Source organism: Roseburia sp. AM16-25 (assembly GCF_003473825.1).
In the GTDB taxonomy this organism is placed as follows: Bacteria; Bacillota; Clostridia; order Lachnospirales; family Lachnospiraceae; genus Pararoseburia; species Pararoseburia lenta.
The window spans coordinates 559,788-580,703 of record NZ_QUCW01000003.1 but is presented as its reverse complement, the minus strand read 5'-3'; the positions used below and the strand labels follow the sequence as shown (position 1 = coordinate 580,703).

Annotated in this window: 18 protein-coding genes and 1 other RNA gene; 2 read left to right on the top strand and 17 right to left on the bottom strand. The window is 46.4% G+C overall.

The annotated features are described in order from the left end of the window. Window positions 1-10: 10 nt before the first annotated feature. The 3 genes from DW183_RS09850 to DW183_RS09840 all read right to left on the bottom strand — a co-directional run bounded on the left by DW183_RS09850 (window position 11) and on the right by DW183_RS09840 (window position 6,247). Window positions 11-2,806 (bottom strand): alpha-L-rhamnosidase, encoded by a 2,796-nt coding sequence (locus DW183_RS09850; protein WP_118281816.1) that lies wholly within the window; start codon window positions 2,804-2,806, stop codon window positions 11-13. A 62-nt stretch (window positions 2,807-2,868) separates the two neighbouring features. Then, the gene (locus tag DW183_RS09845) at window positions 2,869-5,121 is read right to left on the bottom strand and encodes a glycoside hydrolase family 3 C-terminal domain-containing protein (protein ID WP_118281815.1); all 2,253 of its coding nucleotides are present in this window, start codon (window positions 5,119-5,121) and stop codon (window positions 2,869-2,871) included. A gap of 34 nt (window positions 5,122-5,155) precedes the next feature. Continuing rightward, complete coding sequence (locus DW183_RS09840; protein ID WP_118281814.1) at window positions 5,156-6,247, bottom strand: alpha/beta hydrolase; 1,092 nt, start codon at window positions 6,245-6,247, stop codon at window positions 5,156-5,158. A gap of 214 nt (window positions 6,248-6,461) precedes the next feature. On the opposite strand from DW183_RS09840, the gene DW183_RS09835 reads away from it, so the two are divergent. Both DW183_RS09835 and DW183_RS12740 read left to right on the top strand, forming a co-directional pair. Further along, complete coding sequence (locus tag DW183_RS09835; protein ID WP_158573069.1) at window positions 6,462-7,499, top strand: AraC family transcriptional regulator; 1,038 nt, start codon at window positions 6,462-6,464, stop codon at window positions 7,497-7,499. Between the two features lie 108 nt (window positions 7,500-7,607). Beyond that, window positions 7,608-7,823, top strand: coding sequence for a DUF1349 domain-containing protein (locus DW183_RS12740; RefSeq protein WP_256386606.1), 216 nt, complete (start codon window positions 7,608-7,610; stop codon window positions 7,821-7,823). A 188-nt stretch (window positions 7,824-8,011) separates the two neighbouring features. Here DW183_RS12740 and DW183_RS09825 read toward each other — a convergent pair whose 3' ends face one another. From DW183_RS09825 to DW183_RS09760, 14 genes are all read right to left on the bottom strand, one after another. Further along, window positions 8,012-8,653 (bottom strand): DnaJ domain-containing protein, encoded by a 642-nt coding sequence (locus tag DW183_RS09825; protein ID WP_118281812.1) that lies wholly within the window; start codon window positions 8,651-8,653, stop codon window positions 8,012-8,014. An 18-nt stretch (window positions 8,654-8,671) separates the two neighbouring features. Continuing rightward, window positions 8,672-9,511 (bottom strand): DUF5685 family protein, encoded by an 840-nt coding sequence (locus DW183_RS09820; protein ID WP_118281811.1) that lies wholly within the window; start codon window positions 9,509-9,511, stop codon window positions 8,672-8,674. A gap of 12 nt (window positions 9,512-9,523) precedes the next feature. After that, entirely contained in the window at window positions 9,524-9,952 is a 429-nt protein-coding gene (locus tag DW183_RS09815) for a hypothetical protein (protein ID WP_118281810.1), read from the bottom strand. 185 nt (window positions 9,953-10,137) lie between these two features. Then, window positions 10,138-10,488, bottom strand: an RNA gene (gene rnpB / locus DW183_RS09810) — RNase P RNA component class A. Between the two features lie 25 nt (window positions 10,489-10,513). Continuing rightward, entirely contained in the window at window positions 10,514-12,169 is a 1,656-nt protein-coding gene (locus DW183_RS09805) for a nucleoside kinase (RefSeq protein ID WP_118281809.1), read from the bottom strand. 5 nt (window positions 12,170-12,174) lie between these two features. After that, complete coding sequence (locus DW183_RS09800) at window positions 12,175-12,957, bottom strand: Nif3-like dinuclear metal center hexameric protein (protein WP_118281808.1); 783 nt, start codon at window positions 12,955-12,957, stop codon at window positions 12,175-12,177. 27 nt (window positions 12,958-12,984) lie between these two features. After that, window positions 12,985-13,692: a tRNA (adenine(22)-N(1))-methyltransferase gene (locus DW183_RS09795; protein WP_118281807.1), complete on the bottom strand. Its 708-nt coding sequence runs from the start codon at window positions 13,690-13,692 to the stop codon at window positions 12,985-12,987. Continuing rightward, complete coding sequence (rpoD, locus tag DW183_RS09790) at window positions 13,692-14,957, bottom strand: RNA polymerase sigma factor RpoD (protein WP_243069558.1); 1,266 nt, start codon at window positions 14,955-14,957, stop codon at window positions 13,692-13,694. The genes DW183_RS09795 and rpoD overlap by 1 nt, the downstream gene beginning before the upstream one ends. A gap of 29 nt (window positions 14,958-14,986) precedes the next feature. Further along, window positions 14,987-16,774, bottom strand: coding sequence for a DNA primase (gene dnaG / locus DW183_RS09785; protein WP_118281805.1), 1,788 nt, complete (start codon window positions 16,772-16,774; stop codon window positions 14,987-14,989). Window positions 16,775-16,792: 18 nt separating this feature from the next. Beyond that, window positions 16,793-17,845, bottom strand: a complete 1,053-nt coding sequence (locus DW183_RS09780) for a deoxyguanosinetriphosphate triphosphohydrolase (RefSeq protein ID WP_118281891.1) — start codon at window positions 17,843-17,845, stop codon at window positions 16,793-16,795. A gap of 83 nt (window positions 17,846-17,928) precedes the next feature. Then, window positions 17,929-18,471, bottom strand: a complete 543-nt coding sequence (locus tag DW183_RS09775; RefSeq protein ID WP_118281804.1) for a phosphohydrolase — start codon at window positions 18,469-18,471, stop codon at window positions 17,929-17,931. Between the two features lie 158 nt (window positions 18,472-18,629). Then, complete coding sequence (locus DW183_RS09770; protein WP_118281803.1) at window positions 18,630-19,259, bottom strand: Maf family protein; 630 nt, start codon at window positions 19,257-19,259, stop codon at window positions 18,630-18,632. A 67-nt stretch (window positions 19,260-19,326) separates the two neighbouring features. Then, window positions 19,327-20,127, bottom strand: a complete 801-nt coding sequence (locus DW183_RS09765; RefSeq protein WP_243069557.1) for a motility protein A — start codon at window positions 20,125-20,127, stop codon at window positions 19,327-19,329. Window positions 20,128-20,223: 96 nt separating this feature from the next. Beyond that, on the bottom strand, window positions 20,224-20,874 hold the full coding sequence (locus DW183_RS09760; protein ID WP_158573068.1) for a helix-turn-helix domain-containing protein: 651 nt from the start codon (window positions 20,872-20,874) through the stop codon (window positions 20,224-20,226). Window positions 20,875-20,916 lie beyond the last annotated feature (42 nt).

Genomic DNA, 20,916 nt, shown 5'->3' with positions numbered 1-20,916 from the left:
ACCCTCCTGATTAGAATTTTGCCAGTGCCGCATCCAGCATCTGCGCCTCATCTTTTTTTATCTCTCTTGCGAATGTTTTCGCGACATCTCTGAGTGAAAGTCTATATGCAATATCCGGAATCATATCCACTTCCATCATTTGAGAAAGAAACGCACGAATATCCGGATGGTTCAGCAGTTCTTCCATTGTCGAATCTATGCTGTATTTCCTCTTTAAAGGCTGTGACGCCTCATAAGCGACTTCATATTCTCCGGCTTTCACACGGCAAATTCCGTTTTCTACATCTTCAAACAGTGGGTTTTCTTTATCTTCATATACAGATTCCGACGCGAGTGGAAGAACCACTTCTGCCCTTCCGCCAAACGGAACTGTAACAGTGACAGTGATTTTATTATCCCCTGATATCTCCCAACCGCACTGATAGCATCCGCATGCTGAATCATAAACCGCTTTTACATATCCCAGTCCGCGATTCACTTTCGGGCTGATCCGCATCACCCGGCCTCCCGGACTCTGTTCCGTCACATCAATCCCGGCCGCATGGCGGAAGATCCATTCCAGTACAGCGCCATATGAATAATGATTCAGGCTGTTCATTCCCGTGCTGGAGACATGGCCGTTCTCATCCAGTGAATTCCAACGCTCCCACACGGTCGTTGCCCCCAGCTTCACTTCATGAAGCCAGCCCGGGTATTCCTCATTCAGGAGCAGCCGGTACGCCGCATCCGTCATCCCGTGGTCTGTCAGCACGTTGCACAGAAGCGGCGTACCCACAAACCCGGTATTCAGTTTATTTTTGTTGTCCCGGAGGACTTTTTTCATCATCTGCTTTGTCAGTTCTTCATTTTCAGACAAATGATACTTCAGCGCAAGGATAAGCCCTGTCTGCGTCTTCACCGCACATCTGCCGGTGGCAGTAAAATATTCTTCTTTCACGACCTGCCACTGACGGTCTGCGATTTCCTGATATTCCTGTCTCGTTTCTTCCAGTCCAAGCACGTCCGCCGCCTTTGCGACTGTCTGGGCGCTTGCCGCATAGTAGATATCCGCGATATATGCTTCATCGGTCGCCCCGTACACACTGTTCGCGGCGGCGTCTGTACGGTCGAGAGCCAGCCAGTCTCCATAATGGAACACCTGTCTCCATCCGTGATGATCTCCGTCAATCCTGCGAATATAATCAACCCATACCTTCATGCTCTCAATCTGGCTTTCCAGGATTGTTTTGTCCCCGCTGAACAGATATACGTTCCACGGAATGATACACGCAGCGTCTCCCCATGCGCAGGAACATTTTGTCGGTCCGAATGTGGGGACAATCTCCGGAACCATTCCGTCCGCCAGAAGCTGTTCCTGATACATGTCATATAAATATTTCCGGTAAAACGCGTAGGTATCAGCCAGATAGCTTGCAGTCGCAGAAAATACCTGTGTATCCCCTGTCCAGCCCATTCTCTCATCTCTTTGCGGGCAGTCTGTAGGCACATCCAGGAAGTTTCCTTTCATCCCCCATTCGATATTGGAGATCAATTTGTTCACAAGATCATTCCCTGTCTCGATTGCCCCGATACTCTCATAATCGCTGTAAAGAACAAGCGCCGTGAAATCCTCACATGAAAGATCCCTAATCCCGGTCACTTTCACATATCGATAGCCATAGTATGTAAAATGAGGCGTAATCACCTTTTCTGTACCATCAGAAACATAAATGTACTCCGAAAGTGCAGTTCTTAAATTCTCGTTATAGAAACATCCGTCCTGAAGCACCTCTCCCGTCTGAACCCTGATAGTTGTCCCCGCCGGCTCATGTACACGCAGTCGGAAGATCCCTGCGATCTCCTGCCCCAGATCAAATACATCTTCTCCAGCAGGCGTATGGATCAGTTCTGCCGGCTTCATCTCCTCCTGTACCTTAACCGGAAGAGATAACCGTTCCATAAGCCGGCCCTTCGGAACCTTTGCGATCCGCGCAGGAGACTCCTCTACCGGCGGCAGCGTATCATCTCTTCTCTCACCGTCATAGATATTGGAAAACCACAAATTGCTTCTTGTAACTGACCAGGTTTCATCAGAACTGATCACATCTTTCGTTCCATCCTTGTACTCTATGTGAATCTCCGCAATCAGCTTCCACTCGTCACCGTAATATGCTTCCCGCTCCGGATCATTGAAACCGAACCGTCCTTTATACCAACCGTTTCCGAGAAGAACAGACAGCACACCGCCTTGTTCGGCCTGTTCCGTGATGTCATACGTCTGATACTGGATCCACTGGTCATAATTATTACAGTACGGAGTCAGATACTCATCACCGATTTTCTCCGGATCTTCTCTGTTTTCCCCGAGAAAGTATGCCTCATACAATCCTAGGCCACAAATGTACAACCTTGCACTTTTCACTTCTTTTTTCGGTTCAATCCTTTTTGAAAAAATCGGATGACGTTCCTGACTGCTGTCACAAGTAATCCATCTTCCAGTCCATGGTTCATCCATTTTGGCAGTCTCAAAAAACTGTACATCTGATTCGATTACTTCCTCTGCATCTGTTACAACAATGACCTTCCAGTAATATCTTGTATACGGCTGTATTTCAAATTCTACTCTTGTAGAGAGGCTGTCCAACTCTGTTTCACCTGTATCGTAACAGATATCTGTAAAGGTTTTATTCTTGCTGATTACAATCCTTGCATGTTTCTGTTCCTGTCCTCTGCATCCTTTCACTTTCCATGAAAAAACCAGCGGTTTCAGATAAAACCCTACAGGGTTTGTGATATGATTTGTTTTCGCTGCATAAATCTTGCCCATAATTATTCCTCATTTCCATGCTGATACTTTTTCATCCTATAATGAGCCAACTGTTTCTCCCATTACTGGCACAAAGAATTCAACTCCACGATCATCTGTTCAATCGCTTCGCCCGGAATCACACTCAGAAATGACTTCAGCGGCATCTGGGCTATAATTTCCGGAGTCACAAGCTGTACCTCCCCATCTTCTTTCTTAGGTTCTTCTCCCTGTGATAACCCCTCAAGATACTCCATCATTTTTCCTGCTGTCTTCGGGTGGCTCATTAACTCTCCCATTGTCGTGGTCATATCCACAGTGAACGGCAACAGCACATCAGTAGTAAAGGTAAATTCAATAGTCTCTCTAATATCATCACTGGCATGTCCGATCTGGATTTCATATATCCCTGACGGAGTATACCAGTCGTGAATCTTTGTCTCGTAGTAAGCAAAATCTCTCGCACAAAGCTCCATTGTAACCGTCTTCTTCTCACCCGGATTCAGAATTACTTTCGCAAACCCTTTCAGTTCCTTCACTGCTCTTGGCACTGTGCTGTCTTTGCCGCTGACATAGAGCTGAACTACTTCACTTCCTGCCATCTTTCCTGTATTCTCCACATCAATGCTTACCCTCAGAACATCTCCATCCTTCATTTCTACAGAAGAGAGCTTCATATTGCTGTAGCTGAATTCCGTATATGACAGACCATGTCCGAATGCCCAGCGCACCGGTACTTTCTTCGCATCATAGTAGCGGTATCCGACAAAGATATCTTCTCCATAGAGAACAGTCCTGCCGTCTCCGGGGAAATTCAGGTAACTCGGATTGTCTTCCAAACGATATGGGAAAGTCTCCGCCAGACGTCCCCCCGGGTTCGCCTCCCCGAATAACAGCCGGTCGCTGGCCTCCCCGATGCCTTCTCCTCCCAGATACATCTCCAGAATGGCATTTACAGACTCAGCCCACGGAGTTTCTACGGGACTTCCGTTATGTAGAACCACCACCACATTCTTCTGTATCTCAGCCACAGCCTCTATAAGGCGATTCTGACACTTTGGCAGTTCCATGGATGTTCTGTCATATCCTTCCGATTCAAAGCTGTCCGGCAGTCCGGCAAAGATTACAACTGCATCTGCTCCCGCAGCCGCTTCACACGCCTGTTTCAGTTCTTCTTCTGTCATTTCGTCACGCTCTGACGAGAAGCCCTTCACATACTCCACTGCCCTGCCTTTTCTCACCGCAGTTTCCAGAGCTGACACTACGCTGTCCGTATTGATGTGGCTCGATCCCCCGCCCTGGTAGCGCGGTTTCTTTGCAAATTCCCCGATATAGACTATTTTCTGTTCTTTTCTCAGCGGCAGCGCCCCCTTATTTTCCAGAAGTACGGCACACTCTGTTTCGATATCTGCCGCTGCCTTGTGATCCTTTTCCCTGTCAAATACAGTCTCTGCTTTCCGGTTATCTGCGTAGGAGAAGACTACTTTCAGTATGCGCTCTACCGTTCTGTCAAGAATCTCCTCCTCCAGCTCTCCATTCTCCACTGCCTGGATAATCTTTCTTGTATTATATCCTCCTGATCCCGGCATCTCCAAGTCAAGACCGGCTTTCAGTCCTTTCACCCGGTCATTTACAGCTCCCCAGTCACTGACCACATATCCTTCAAATCCCCACTCATCCCGCAGGATATCTGTCAGAAGCTTCTTATTCTCTGAAGAAAATACTCCGTTGATCTTATTGTAGCTGCACATCACAGTCTTTGGCTGCGCTTTCTTCACCGCCTCCTCAAAAGCCGGCAGATAAATTTCCCGGAAAGCCCGTTCCGATACTTCCGACGATATCTGCATACGGTCTGTTTCCTGATTATTCACAGCGAAATGTTTCATACTGGTTCCGATTCCTTTCGACTGTACGCCCCGGATATATGCTGACGCCATCTTTCCTGTCAGATAAGGATCTTCGGACATATATTCAAAATTCCTTCCGCAGAGAGGACTTCGTTTGATATTAACCGCAGGACCGAGGAGCATGCTCACGTTCTCAGCCTGACACTCATCACCAAGGATCTGTCCCATACGTTCCATCAGTTCCACGTCAAAACTAGATGCCGTGGCGCAGGCTGCCGGGAAGCATACTGCATTCACACTTTTATTCAGGCCGAGATGATCCGCCGCTCCTTCCTGTTTGCGCAGACCATGCGGGCCGTCTGTCATCATAGCGGACGGAATCCCTAATCTTTCGATTCCCATTGTGTTCCAGAAATCCGCGCCCGAACAAAGTCCTGCTTTTTCCTCCAGCGTCATCTCTCTGATTAATTCTTTCAAGTTTCTGCTCATTATGAAATCCTCCTTAAATAAATCTTACCCTCTGTTATCTGTGGGCTTCCCAGAAGGATACCGCTTCCTGAAGCCAGTTTTTCACTTTTGTTTCATATCCAATGCCAAATCCATGTCCCAGACCGTCAATGATTTTAACTGACACATTTTCTTTGCCCAGTACCTTCTCTAATTCCGGCAGTTTATCTTCCACATTTGCAAAACCGAACTCATCATCCCGCCCTACGATAGAAAATACCGCCAGTCCTTTGTCCTCCGGCAAAGCTTTGATATTCCAGTCCAGACCATACATAGGGAAGATCGCTTTCGGTCTTGGCAGATGATTCTTGTGGCAGCAGTCCTCATAATTTGCAAATGAATACGCCGTGGTCATAAGTCCTCCTGCTGAAAAACCAAAGATGGCATAATCATCCATGTTTACAGAAAACTGTTTTTGATGCTCCGTCAGATATCGGATCACCTGTGTCAGTTCCCTCGCGGCAGCCTGTCCCTGTTTCATCTGTTCTGTTTCTCCCAGCTGTCTGCCGACCGGATAACTTATGACGAGAACAGAATATCCCATTTTATGCAGCTTCATCGCCGCAGGATACCCCTCGCAATCAGTTACATTACTGATAAATCCGCCTCCCGGAACTACAATGGCAAGTGGTTTTCCCTGTTGTCCCTGATAAAACATTCCCGTCAGATGTGACCTGTACGGATGACCATTAACTGCTTCCGCAGGATACAGATCCGGCACCAGCCTTGCCTGACCTTTCTCAACAAGTCCGGTTAGATAGTTGAAAGATTCCAAGGCTGCATCCAATTGTTCCTCACGGCCCTGCGCCTTTAAAAAATCCTTATACTTTATAGGCGCAATGGCTTTCAGCACGTTGTCCTCCACATTGAAAAACATATGTTTAAAACCGCCGAATACCGGATGCTGCATGAAAAATCCAACTTTGTCCTCCCCCGTTCCCGGACGGAAATGTCCATTTTCATCGTAATAGCTGCTTCCCTTTATTTTTGGAAATCCGCAGATGCCAAGAAGTGCCGGCAAAAACATGGCACTTTTTTTATAGACATATAATGTCGCACCGATCACAAATAATAAAACAATCACCACTACTGCAAAAAATATCTTCATCCTAACCTATGCCTCCTTTTCTTACTGATATCTTACTTTATACAGACTAAAATTACATCAACGAAACATAAGTGATCTACCGACCAAACTTAATAAATATCCGAGATTACTCTGTACACCTTTTCCCCCAATATGGTATATTTTAGACAGGTTTAATAAACGGCTGATGACTATAATCACAGTTCATTCATATCTCGAAAAGGAGAGAATATATATGATGACATTATCTACATTGAATCAATTTCTGAAGCAGCACACTCCCGAGGAAACCCAGCGTCTGAACGGTATAAAGAAAGATTATTCACAATTTCCTGTTGCCAGCGGTAAGTTTGATACACCCTGTTACCGTTTTGATACGAACCTTGAAGATATACGTTCTTTAGTTCTTTCAAAGAAAGTTCTTCCGAGTTATTACAACTTCGCTGTTGTAAAACAGAATCGTTTTGAAAACGTACCTCTGCATATCCATGAGTGGCTGGAGTTGAGTTATGTTTATTCTGGTTCCTGCACAATGACGATAAATAAGACTACATTCAGGCTAAAAGCCGGGCAGATGGTTCTGATCAGCCAGAATGCACCTCATTCTGTCAAAAGATGTTCAGAAAATGATATTATCATCAATTTTCTACTGACGCGCGAATATCTGAACGGTACCTTTTTTGAACGCCTGTCTCAGGATAATTACCTTACACACTTTTTCATTGAGGCTCTGAACACCACGATGCAGGAAAGCAGGTATATTGTCTTTTCCCCAGAACAAAAACAAAACCGGCTGGCAGATCTTGCCAACCAGTTTCTCTGTGAATTTTATTCTCCGTCCGTAACATCCGGACCTTTTTTAGACAGTCTTTTTACGCTGATTACCTGCGAGATGATCAATCTGTTCCAGCACGATATGGTTCTGGATCACTCCTCTTTGGATCAGGTTTATACCATACTCCGATATATCGAAACAAACTTTGCGGACTGTACTCTTTCTTCTACAGCTGAGTTTTTTAATATGCACCCAAACTATCTCTCTGCCTACATCCGCCAGCATACCGGAACCACTTACAAAGAGCTGGTCCAGACACAGCGGCTCTCTCAGGCGGCAAAACTGTTAAAGAGCACCGCACTTTCCACAAATGATATCAGCCTTGCCGTCGGATATCAGAATACCAGCTTTTTCTTTCAGCTGTTCCGCAAGAAATACGGATGTACGCCTATGGAATATCGAGGCATGCTTCATGCTTCTGATACGCCAAATATGTGATATGTGGCATAAAGTAACACACAAGAATTAGGTAGACAGCAGCCCCTCTATTCCGAACATTTAACTACTTTTCAATTTATTACTTTGAGGTAAGTATCTTACGCTAAAGTGTGTACTTACAAAGGTTTTCTATGGGACTATAACAAAGGCGCAATCGGAGAAGAAGGAATTACACCAGAATCTTTGTGTAACGCTCCGTTTTATTACACAGAGATTACAGGCGATTTTGTAATGAGAGTAAAGGTATCACACGACTTTAAAGATACCTATGATTCTGCTTCCATTATGGTAATGCAGGACATGAAAAACTGGGCGAATAAGTAATTATGTGCCGCTATCACAAACGAAATGCGATGAAAAAGCAGACCGAAACCATTTCAGATTTCAGTCTGCTTTTTTACAGAGTTATAGGACGTAAATCATTCAAACCCTTGTTTTATAAGGTTTCTCTTGATTTAGTCCTATTTTAATGTATGCCCCCTTGCAAAAAGGAACGCCCTTGTGACTTCATGTTATATGCATCGAGGTCCGAAGCAGCACATATTGCAGAATAAATTCAACAAAAACATATTGAAACACCATCTTGTCACACCTGCATATGGTCTCTCATACGCAGAGCCTCGTGTCTCATACCAGTCACTTCCAAATTCTAAATGCTGCTGATACTGCCGATACTGGAAATTGCCAGGCTCTAATGCTACTGCACGTCTGGCAAATTCCTTGGCATCCACAACATGTCCTAATCCTTCGCTGGCGATTGCCGCATAATAATACCATCGTCCATTTCGTACTGTCTCTGGCATACTATTTAGCACATGCATCGCTTCTGTAAAATGACGGCTATTGATATAATTGGCTGCTGCACGCATCTCATTGGACTCCTGCGTCTGCTGGTAACTACCTTGTGACGTCTGCCCGCCAAAGCCACCATATCCATACTGATAACCGCCGAAGCTTGCGCCCTGCTGACGTTCTTTCATAATCTGATCATACGCCTGCTGCACTTCCTTAAACTTCTCTTCCGCCTGATCCTTGTGCGGATTGTTGACATTTGCATCTGGATGATATTTCCGGCTCAACGTTCTATATGCTTTCTTGATCTCATCCTCAGATGCATCTCGCGATACGCCCAACACCCTATATGGATCTGACATAAACTTGTTCCTCCAACTCTATGGTTTCGTCTTTTTTTCTTTTAACTTCAGGTATTCATATTTTGTCCAAACACCAGAATATAAAATATTACGTAAAATCTCTGCATGCTCCAGAATCGGCATACGTTCAAAAGATTTTGCGCATTCTGCCATCAGACAGGTAAGCGTCGAACGGCAAAAAGTCTCGTATTCTTCTTTTGATTCCATGGACACGTATGCAAATGGATTGTAGCTGCCCTTTTTTTGATCCTTTTTCAAATCCTCATAGGCATCCAACAGATAAATAAATTTACCCATATAAAAGCCCATACTATCTAAATCTTTTGCCCATTCATCCTGCTTCCATTGGAACAATTGTCCCAGCATTTCACCCGTATAGCCAGCCACAATATCTATATTAGACTCCTTGCGCTTTTCTGCCTCCGCAAGTTTTTTCATGTAGTCCTCTACCGCCTGCACTTGTCTTGGGTAACGGATGCTGATTCGATTATAATCTTTTTTTAAAGCTTTTGCTATCGCCTGTTTGATATGACTGCCATCATCTTCATAGTCATCCTGTAAACTATGATAGCTTAAAACGACATCCATAGCTGCCGCATACTCTGTAGCCTCATTGATATACGCCGTCTTTTTTGATGCCGGATGCACTGCGCATCGATATGATATTTCTTCATGCTCCAGTTCATACAAACCCGTCAGCAGAATCAACAAAAATGTCATATCATAATTCAAAAGCATTTGCCCCTTGATTCCCGCCTCATTCTTTAATTGGCGGCAAAGGCCACAATAATATGCCTGATACGTCTTTTCATCCGCTTCTTTTAGTTCTTTACGATTTACATTAATATATCCAAACATATCACACCCTCACTAGGTACGCTTGATAAATTCCATTTTACATTTTGGACAGGTAATCATAATCTTACCCTTGCCCTTTGGTACACGGATTTTCTGCTTACAGGACGGACAATAATATATCTTATATATCTTTTTCTGCTCTCTTTCGTAAACAACTTTGCTTTTTTGGTATTTTACCTTAGCAGATGCTCCACGAAACTTATCCCGAATCTTATCTGTCATACGCAAATATTGTTGATTTTCATAGTAGCGCTTCGATACATTACGGGACATCATGCGAAAATAGCTATAAACCAGCGCTGCGATTCCAAGCAGATACAAAATCGCATTGTGTGAAAACATGGTAATCACAACCAGCACCAATGCCACATATAAAAAGAATTTTGAAAGCGCATCTGCGCCATTTCTCCCCACCATAAAACGAGCCAATTTTTCTCTCATAGTTCCTCCGTCTGCACGTCACTTCTTTTCGTACGCGCACGCTATTGTTTCTTTCAAATCAACTCTATCATTTTGCAAAGCAAAGTCAATAAAAGGACAAATGATTTAATAAAGATTTTAGAATCTGTTTACAAATCATTTGTCCTGTTGATAATTTCGTCAAAAATCCATCTCTATTTTTATGAAAAAGAAGCAAGACGATGAGCCGGGTTATGTCGAGAGTAATCATCTATCTAGGACGACTGTCGCCAATCGCCTCAAGCGACCAACCTGAAACTAGCGGGCCACATACGTTTCCATTCGGTCTTGCTTCGGATGGGGTTTACAGGGACCCTTGCTGTTACCAGCAAAGCGGTGGTCTCTTACACCACCTTTCCACCCTTACTGAGAGCTTGCGCCCTCAGCGGTTTATTTCTGTTGCACTTTCCTTGGAGTCACCTCCACCGGACGTTATCCGGCATCCTGCCCTATGAAGCCCGGACTTTCCTCGTCTGCTGCCTTTCGGCAATTGCAGCCGCGATTACTTATCTTACTTCTTTTTCGAAAACAGTATATCTTATTTTAGACGTTAAAACAACTTCCACCGATAAATTCACGCACTAGTGAATTGTTACAAATATCATCCGCTGGAATGCCAAGAAAATAATCCAACAATTTAATCAATCGTTTTGCTCCTGCATATTCCGGGCAGTCTTGATCGATCGCCAAAAGTTGCGGCATGGCATAGATCTTTAACACTGCCATCTCATAGATGAGCGCAGAATTGAACATCTCATCTGCCTGTTCCTGGAATGGGAAAATGTTCTTTTCCTCACCACGGCGCACAGAATCCCACATAGCAATGGTCTCTTTTGCGCTGGTGCCTCTGGTTCTGGCATCCCTTACGATACGGCGGATCAATCTGCCGTCGGTCGTCGAGAGCGGGTTGTGCTCGTCGATATTTAACTGGGTCAAGGCACTTATGTAGATCTTGAACTTGCTCTCTTTCGGCAAAGATTCGGACATCTTTTCGTTCAGTCCATGGATGCCCTCGATCACCAGAATATCGCGTTTGCCCAACTGCATATAGTGATCCTTGTATTCACGCTTGCCGGTTTTGAAATTAAAGGTCGGCAGAAGCACACGCTCACCCTTTAAAAGGCGCACCATGTCCTCATTGAACTGCCCCACATCCAAGCCCTCAATGCACTCAAAATCCTTTTGCCCGAACTCATCCAAAGGGATCTGATCCCGATCCAGATAGTAGTCATCCAGTGGAATCGGATGCGGTGTCACACCAAGGGCACGCAGTTGTGCCGACAGACGGTGGGAAAAGGTCGTCTTACCGGAAGATGACGGACCGGCGATCATGACAAACTTTTTGTCAGGGTCTGCCACGATGCGCTCTGCCAGCGCACCGATGCGGCGCTCCATGTAGGCTTCCTGCGACAGGATGATTTCTCTGGTCTTTCCTGCACAGACAGCATCGTTTAAAGCGCCAACGGTAGGAATCCCCATATCTGTGCCCCACTGCTCGGATGCCTGCATGACATGAAAGAGTTTGTTTGCCGGAGCAAAAGGAGCGACCTCGGTCGTCACCTTGTCCGGGAACTGCAAAATAAAGCCTTCCTCGTAAGGATAAAGGGCAAAGTAGGACAACATGCCGGTATTTGGTGCCATGTAGCCGTAAAAATAATCCAGACAGCCATCTAATTCATAGACATTGCAGTTGGAACTGGAGCGATAATGCATCAGGCGTTCCTTATCCTGCATACCGCACTTGGCAAAAAGTTTTCTGGCATCCTCGGTCTTCATGGTCTTTTTTTCGATCGTAAGATTCTTTTCTACCAGGGCAAGCATTTCCTTTTTCAAATTCTCCAGCCATGCAGAGTCTATGACCTTCCTGCCCTCCATCCGGCAATAATAGCCTGCTCCCAGAGAATGTTCCACATGCAAAATTTCTGTCCCATCCGGATACATCTGCTGCAAGGCACGTTGCATCAAAAAGACAACGCTTCTGCGATAGGCGCGTCTGCCATTCTTATCCTTGGTCGTAAGAAAAGCAATGTCGCCATCCCCCGGTATGACCTGTCCCAGTTCGATTAACTTGTTGTTAAAGACAGCCAGGATGATCGCATCCTCATACTTATCCTGCCACGCCTGCGCCAAGTGTAAAAAAGTCGTGCCTTTTTCATATTGGTAAGTTTTTTCCTGCACGCATACATTGATTTCCTGCATATCTCTCACCTCGTAACGATCCAAAAAGGCTCTGCAAAAGGCTCTGTGACGACCTCTAATTCTGCCGCCTCCTTTGCAAGCCAGTTCTTCATATATTCCATGTAAATGTGCTCGATCCCATAATGTCCGGCATCAATGATAGAAAGTCCGTCTGCCACGGCATCGATCCCGGAATGATGGTCGATATCCCCGGTAATGTAGGCATCTGCTCCTTTTTCTATTGCCAAGCCGATCTCACTCTTGCCGGAACCCGGACACATGGCGATACTCTGCACCATCCGATCCTTATCGCCAAAGACCTTGACATGGGAGAGTCCAAAGGCATCCCGCACACGCTCTGCCAGATCATAAATACTGACCGCCTGCGTCAATTTGCCCAGACAACCGATGCCCCTGCCATCCTCCGGCGAGGTGACTTCCAAAGCCTCGATATCCATAAGGCCTAACTGCTCTGCCGCGATCTGGCCCATGACACAGACATCAAAATTGGTATGCATGGCATAATAAGCAATGCCATGCTGTGCCAGTGCCAGGATCCGCCTGCCGATAAAATCATCTGCATTCACACGCTTGATGCCGCCAAAGATCAGCGGATGGTGGGTCAGGATCATATCTGCCCCACAATCTATCGCGTGTTCTAGGACTGCATCGGTCAGATCCAATGCCACATAGACCTTGTGGATTTCCTGTTCCTTATCTCCGACCAAAAGTCCTACATTGTCCCAATCCAGCGCCTGCTCGCGCGGGATCTCTTTTTCGATCCGCTCTGTCAGATCCATCACTCTCATCGCAAGATCACCTCTTATTTCTTCTGTTTACCACAGACACCTTTGTATCTCCTGCAAATATGCCTGCACTTCCTGCGTCCTCTTTTCGATCGCCGGTGTCTGCTTTTGTCCTGCCAGACGCTCCAAGACCTCTTTTTGGATCCGCTCCTCCCGGAGCAGATAAGCATGTAAGACCGGGTGCTTTTTTTGCAAAAGCATAGGTCCAAAGAGGAAATCATGCTCTGCTACGCTCTGCCTGCGGGCTTTGGTCTCCGGCACATATCTGACTTTCATCATAGGATAATATTTGCCATCTTCCAAGACCATGTCCTCATCTACGATCTCATAGCCCTCATTACACAAAAAGCGGCGCACTTCTTTCAGTTCTGACTGAGGCTGCAAGATCAAGTCTTTGACACTTTGCGCGACCTTTCTTCCCTCAGTCAAAATATGTATGACGATACCTCCGCCCATACCGGCGATCAGTACGGTATCGATTTCTTCTGCACTGGCGGCAGCCAGTCCATCCGAACGTCGTGTCTGAATCATATCCTCCAAGCCCACTTCCGCTATATGGGTCTTTGCCGCTAAAAGCGGTCCTTCCCCGATATCCATAGCGATGGCTGACGGAATGATCTGCTCCTGCACCAGATAGATGGGCAGATAGCCGTGATCGCATCCCACATCGCAAAGCCGGCTGCCCGGTGTGACCAGGTGTGCCAATGCCTCCATGCGTTTTGATAAACGTACCGCCATTACTCTAAGTAATCCTTTAACTTGCGGCTGCGGCTTGGATGGCGCAGTTTACGCAAAGCCTTTGCCTCGATCTGACGGATACGCTCACGGGTAACGTTAAATTCCTTACCAACTTCTTCCAGTGTTCTGGCTCTGCCATCCTCAAGACCAAAACGAAGGATCAGAACCTTCTGCTCACGCTCGGTCAGTGTACCAAGCACTTCCTCCAACTGTTCTTTTAATAAGGTAAAGGTCGCTGCATCCGCAGGTACCGGTACATTGTCGTCCTGAATGAAGTCTCCCAGATGAGAGTCTTCTTCCTCACCGATCGGGGTCTCCAAAGAAACCGGTTCCTGGGAGATCTTTAAGATCTCACGCACACGCTCGACCGGCATATCCATCTCTGCTGCGATCTCTTCCGGGGTAGGTTCACGTCCCAACTCCTGCAAGAGTTGTCTGGAAACGCGAATAAGTTTGTTGATGGTCTCGACCATATGCACTGGGATACGGATGGTTCTTGCCTGATCGGCAATGGCTCTTGTGATCGCCTGACGGATCCACCATGTTGCATAGGTTGAAAACTTGTAACCCTTACGATAGTCAAACTTTTCTACGGCTTTGATCAGACCGAGGTTGCCTTCCTGGATCAGATCAAGGAAAAGCATACCACGTCCTACATAACGCTTTGCGATGGAAACAACCAGACGAAGGTTTGCCTCAGCCAGACGCTTCTTTGCCTCCTGATCGCCCAGTTCCATACGCTTTGCAAGTTCGATCTCTTCCTCTGCGGTAAGAAGCGGTACTTTACCGATCTCCTTTAAGTACATACGCACCGGATCCTCTGTGCTGATGCCGTCCGGTACAGAAAGGTCGATCTTTTCTACTTCCACATCATCGTCATCATCCAAGATGATGTCGTCATCATTATCCTGTAAACGCAAGACATCAATGTTGTTTTTCTCAAGGAAATCCAAAATTGCCTCGAACTGATCCGGCAACAACTGCATATCTTTGAAATAATCACTGATCTCCTGATACTCAAGGACATTCTTTCTGTCTTTGGCAAGTTCCAATAACTCGCCCAACTTCTTCTGAAATTCTGCCTTTTTGGTTTCATCCTCTTTTGCATTTTCAGCATTTTCTGTCTTTTTACTGCTCTTTTTTGCAGTCGTTTTCTTGGCGGTAGTCTTCTTTGCGCCGGACTTTGTTTCTGCTTTTCCCTCTGTCTTTACGCTTTCTTCTACCACTTCTTGTGTTTCTACTGTGCTTTCGCTTTTTTTCGCCATTTTTACATCCTCTCTCATGTATTTTGCCCTTATTTAAAGGAAATATGCAATTTCTCCATCTCCTGGAGTCTGCGTTTATCGTCTATGATCTGTTTCAGACCATTCATATCGGTAGGGTCTAAATTGCGCCGCCTCTGCTCCATGCTGTTCTGCTTGATCCGCACCAGAGTCTCGCGGATGGCCTTTTCCCAGTCGGCATCGGTTTCCATCCCCTGCACATTTGTGTTAAAGATCTCTGCCACCTGCCTCTGGCTCTCCTCATCGGAAAAGAGACTCACGATACGCGCCGGATTGAGTTCTCCCCCCTCTGCAAACTGGGTAAAGAGTTCCCGCGCCACTGTCTCATAAATGCCCTCGGTAAAATCCACCGGTTCGATATAATCCCGGATGGCTGCATAGATCTGCGGCCGTTCGACCAGCCATGTCAGAAGCAGACGCTGTGACTGCATCATGCCGTCCTCTCTGGTCTTTTTCTTTTGTACACCGGACTTGAGCCGCTGCGGCTCACGCTCACTGATGATCCCGCCTTTGGTTCCCAGATGATTGACCATCTGGCGCATATTGTCAAAACCAACCTGATAGCGGCTGGCGATCGCTTCGATATAATTGTTGCGTTCCAGTTCTTCCGGGAATTCCAAGATCCGCTTTGCCACCTCATAGTAAAAGGCTGACTTGCTCTCCGGGTCGCTCATGTCATAGTCGCGCTCCAAAATACGGATGGTAAAAAGGAAACTATTCTCTGCTTCATCGATCCTGTGCTGATACTCCTCCGCCCCTAAGGCTTTGATAAACTCATCCGGATCTTTGTGCGGTTTCATGTTGATGACCTTACAGGTGATTCCGGCTTCTTTTAAGATCGGGATAGCACGCAGGGCTGCCTTGGTTCCCGCGCCATCGGAGTCGTAACTTAGATAGACATCCTTGCCGTACCGCTTGATCATGTTGGCATGTCCACTGGTCAGAGCCGTTCCAAGGGAAGCGATCGCATTGTCAAAGCCTGCCTGATGCAGGGCGATCACGTCCATATAGCCCTCACAAAGGATGAACTGATCTTTTTTCGTCCGCCTTGCCAACTGCAGACCGTAAAGAGTCCGGCTCTTGTTAAAGATCATGGTCTCCGGGGAGTTTAGGTATTTGGGCTCTCCATCGCCCATGACACGCCCGCCAAATGCCACCACCTTATTGTTGGCATCCATGATGGGGAACATGGCACGGTTCCAGAACTTGTCATGTGCTCCCCTTGCCTCGTCTATGGTCACCAGTCCGCTGTCCTTTAGGACTTCATCTGTGTAGCCCTTTTTGCGCAGATACTGGTATAGGTCATTGCTGTATTTGTCGGAATAGCCCAGACCAAACTTTTGCATGGTCTCCGGGGACAATTCTCTTTTGGTAAAATATTGGTAGGCTAATTTTCCTTTTTCGCTGCGGAGCAGACTGTAAAAGTATTTGGCTGCCTCCTTGTTGATCTCAAAGAGGATGTTTCGCTTATCCGCTTCCCGCCTGGCCTCGGAAGTCATCTCCTGCTTGGGGAGTTCGATCCCGGCGCGGTCTGCCAGTGCCTCCATTGCCTCCGAGAAGGTGAAATTTTCATACTCCATCAAAAAGGTAAAAACATTGCCTCCTGCGCCACAGCCGAAGCAATAATACATCTGCTTGGACGGCGTGACGGAAAAAGAACCTGTTTTTTCACTATGAAAAGGACAGAGTCCAAAATAGGACGAGCCTTTTTTTTGTAAATGAACATATTGTGATATCACATCGACGATGTCATTGCGGGAACGCACTTCCTCGATGGTATCGTTATCATAATATGGCATAGTTTTGCCTCTTTTCCATTAGTATCCGTCTACTTGCCATGATAGCGGCATGAAAAATTCGTTGAACTTGGTAACGGCATACTGATCCGTCATACCGGCAATATAATCGCAGACCACACGGTCTTTTGCCTCATGCCCTTCCTCGATCATGCGCGTATATTTCATTGGCAGTTGGTCTATATGTTCCATGTAATATTCAAACAACTGGCTCAGCATACGCTGGGCTTTGACTTCCTCTGCCTTTGCGACCGGGTTCTGATATACATTGGAAAACATGAACTTGCGCAGATCGTACATTGCCTGTTCCATTTCCGCAGACATAGCGATCGGCTCTAAGTCATTGCGACATTCTTTGTCCATGATGTCAATGTTGTGCAGACTGCTCATGATCACATCATGAATCAGATTATCCAGTCGTTCTCTTGTCGTATGTCCTAGAGTATTGCGCAGTTCCTTTGGAATATCATCCTCGGTCAGGATCAATCCGCGGATAGCATCGTCAATATCATGGTTGATATAGGCGATCTTATCGGATAAACGGACGATCTTGCCCTCCGGTGTCGCCGGGATGGTGCTGGTCTGGTGATTGCGGATGCCGTCGCGCACTTCCCATGTAAGGTTGAGTCCCTCGCCGTCTTTTTCCAGATGCTCTACAATACGCACGCTCTGCTCGCTATGTACAAAACCGCCCTGACACAGTTCGTTGAGCGTCCGCTCTCCCGCGTGTCCAAACGGTGTGTGTCCCAGATCGTGTCCCAGTGCGATCGCCTCCACCAGATCTTCGTTTAAGCGGAGTGCCTTGCCGATAGTCCTGGCATTCTGCGATACCTCAAGCGTATGCGACATACGCGTGCGGTAATGGTCGCCCTTTGGGGTCAGAAAAACCTGAGTCTTATTTTTCAAACGACGGAAAGACTTGCAATGTAAGATACGGTCGCGGTCTCTTTGAAAGACCGGACGAATGTCACACTGTGGTTCCTCCCGATCACGCCCCCTTGAATTTTCACTCAAGGTTGCATAAGGACTGAGTGTTTCACGCTCCATATCCTCAATGGTTTCTCTTATGGTCATAGTCATGTCCTTTCAAAAAATAAACACTCTCTTATTCTTTCTTACGCGCCAAAGGACATTTTCCTTTATTTTTTTGAGGGACACTACAGCAGGGCGCTGATCTTGTGGAACATCAAAAGAAAGTCTTCTTCTACATCTTCAAACGGCTTGGTACTAAAAGCCGGTCTGGTCAAGATCTCATGCTCCGGGATATCCAGTTCCTCATTCATAAAACATTTAAACTCATGGAAAAGCATGGCATCATCCACCGACTTGATCTGTGCCATTTCTTTCTCTGACGGACACTGCCCCAAAAACTTTTCAAAGATCATATTTTGCAGTTTTTCCTCTGCCACAAGATAGGCACTCATGTGCTGCTTGAGGGGTCTGGTGATGTCAGCCATATAAGCCTCACTGCCATCATGGAGCAAACAGCCCAAAACTACCCGCGCGCTGTAGCCGCGCTCCAACGCCTCATAAGCACATCCGACCGAGTGCTGTCCCACCGAATAGAACTGGCTGAAATGCCCATTGGCGCGTGTCATCAGAGAAAGCGCATGGGCGATGTCATTGATATCAATGTCCGCCATCTTAGGCTCCATAATGGTAAAATGTTTCTTTGTGTATGTTGTAATATAGTCCTGCATTGCTTATCCGTCCTCTTTTATACTGTGCCTTTCTTTTACACAAAAAAAGAAAAACCTCACCGCAATGTGTCAGATTTTTCTTCTTCGCGGCACTCTTCATTTTGAGATATATTCTATCATATATCCTATGTAAAAATGTGCCAAAATATCCTATAAAACTAATATGATTTTCGTTCCATCAAAAATGGCTTTAACTCATGATAGACTGACGCCACCGGCAGTCCCACAACATTATTGTAATCGCCTTCGATTCCTGTGATATGTCTTGCAAATATGCCCTGTATGCCATAGGCTCCCGCCTTATCCATCGGATCTTTTGTGGCAATATAATCCGCGATTTCCTGATCGGAGAGTTTGGCGACATGCACATCCGTGCACTCGTAAAAGGTCTTTTTCCCTTCTTTAGATAAGATCGTCACCCCGGTAAAGACCTGATGAACGCGACCGGATAAAAGATGCAGCATACGCGCGGCATCCGCCTCGTCCTTTGGTTTGCCCAAAACAAAGAATTTTTCTTCCTGTCCTTGTTCCAACTGCTTGCTGTCAGCAGACTGGCGGACGCATACGATGGTGTCCGCTCCGATCACCACGGCGTCTTCTTTTTCTGCATCTGTCAAAGTATCCCAGACAGCCTGCGCCTTGATCTCGGATAATTCCTGTCCGATCTGCCCCGGCTGACTTGCCGTCGTGAACTCCTCGGCTCCACTGGTACGAACCTCAAACTCCAGTCCGATCTGTTCCAATAATTCTTTTCTTCTCGGCGATGCCGATGCTAAAATCAGTTTCATTGTCTATTTCCTATCCTTATTTTTCCTAATATAAGAATATCATAGCGAACAAGATGGCATTTTGCAATCATCCCATAGCCCCGGCTTCCTCCGCCTTGTCCATGACATCATTTTCCACAATGGCGGAAAGTTTTTCTTTGATGATGCGGGAGTTTTCCCCTGCCTGGATCGACAAGACGCCCTCGACTACCAGTTCCATGGAAAGTGCTTCTGCCGCTCCACTCTTTTCCAACTTGCGTGCAATGGGAATACAGATCCAGTTGGCAATGATGGAGCCATACAGGGTCGTGATCAGTGCCAGTGACATACCGGAACCGATTGCCGAAGAGTCCGATCCCATGGTCTTCATCATATTGATCAGCCCAATCAGGGTGCCGACCATGCCCCATGCCGGAGCATAGGCGCCAAAATCCTCCCAGAACTTCACACGTTTTTTGTTACATTCATAGGTGTGGGTCAGTTCCGCTTCCATAATATCTCTGACCAATTCCGGGTCGGATCCATCCACGACCAGGCGAATACCTTTTTCCAGATAGGGATTGCCCAGATCATGCGTTGTCTCCTCTAATGCCAGCAGACCTTCTTTTCGCGCGGTGTCGGACATTTGCAAGATCGTTTTTGTCAGCTGCCCGGCATCTTCTTCCTTATTTTGAAATGCAACCAAGATACCTTTTGCCCCATAGGCAAAATCTGCAAAGGAATCAGCCGTCGTAAGCACCGCACACAAGGCACCACCCGCCGTCAAAATAAAGGATGGCAAGTGCAGATACTGCACGATCGTAGAAAGTCCACCGTTGGTTGCCACGCCAAAAATGATCGCCATAAAGCATAAGAAAAATCCCATCATTCCAGCCTTGTTCAGTTTCATCTTTTATCACTCCTCGTTTCCTTCGTTTGATAAAAGCATACTGAATAGGCACCGTAGAGAAAACCTACGAACCGTAGAATAACTCTACTCCTGACTCTACCGCATACGTTGTTCCAGCACGAACAGGACAAGATAGGCAATCAGCGCATATAGGACAGACAAGATGCATACTGCCAGATTAGCTCCCAGTAAAGGGATGTTCTGCACGTTTCCGACAACGCAGACCACCGCCATCAGACTTTCGCATATGCCAACCGGGAGTACGATCTTTCGTAGAAAAGGTATGACTTCTCTTTTTGTCCTTTTTCCGGAAAAGAGCGTCAGTGCCGTACAGATACAAGCCAGAACCAAAAGCGACGGCAGATCAAGATACCATGTCATATTGGATCCCGATACCGGAAAAAGTCCAGCCACGCCCAAGACCAATAAAATGCCGCCCAGGAGCAGAGACATTCTGTTTTGCTTTTTGGTCTCGTGATTTTCCTGCAAAAGATAAAGCATATTGTCCTCTGCTTTTGGGGGATATTCCTCCGGCGGAAGTTTTTGACCAGAAAGCAACTCGTTGATCGTAACATCCAAGGCTGTGCATATATTTTCCAGATAAGATACATCCGGTATGCCCTTGCCTGTCTCCCATTTTGAGATCGTCTTGTCACTGATATGTAAGATATCTGCGAGTTCTTTTTGTGTCATGCCCTTTTCTCTGCGCATTTTCTGCATGAATGCGCCAACATTTTCCTGTGCCATGCGTTTTCTCCTGTAAAATCTTTGTGTTCTCATTTTACCATG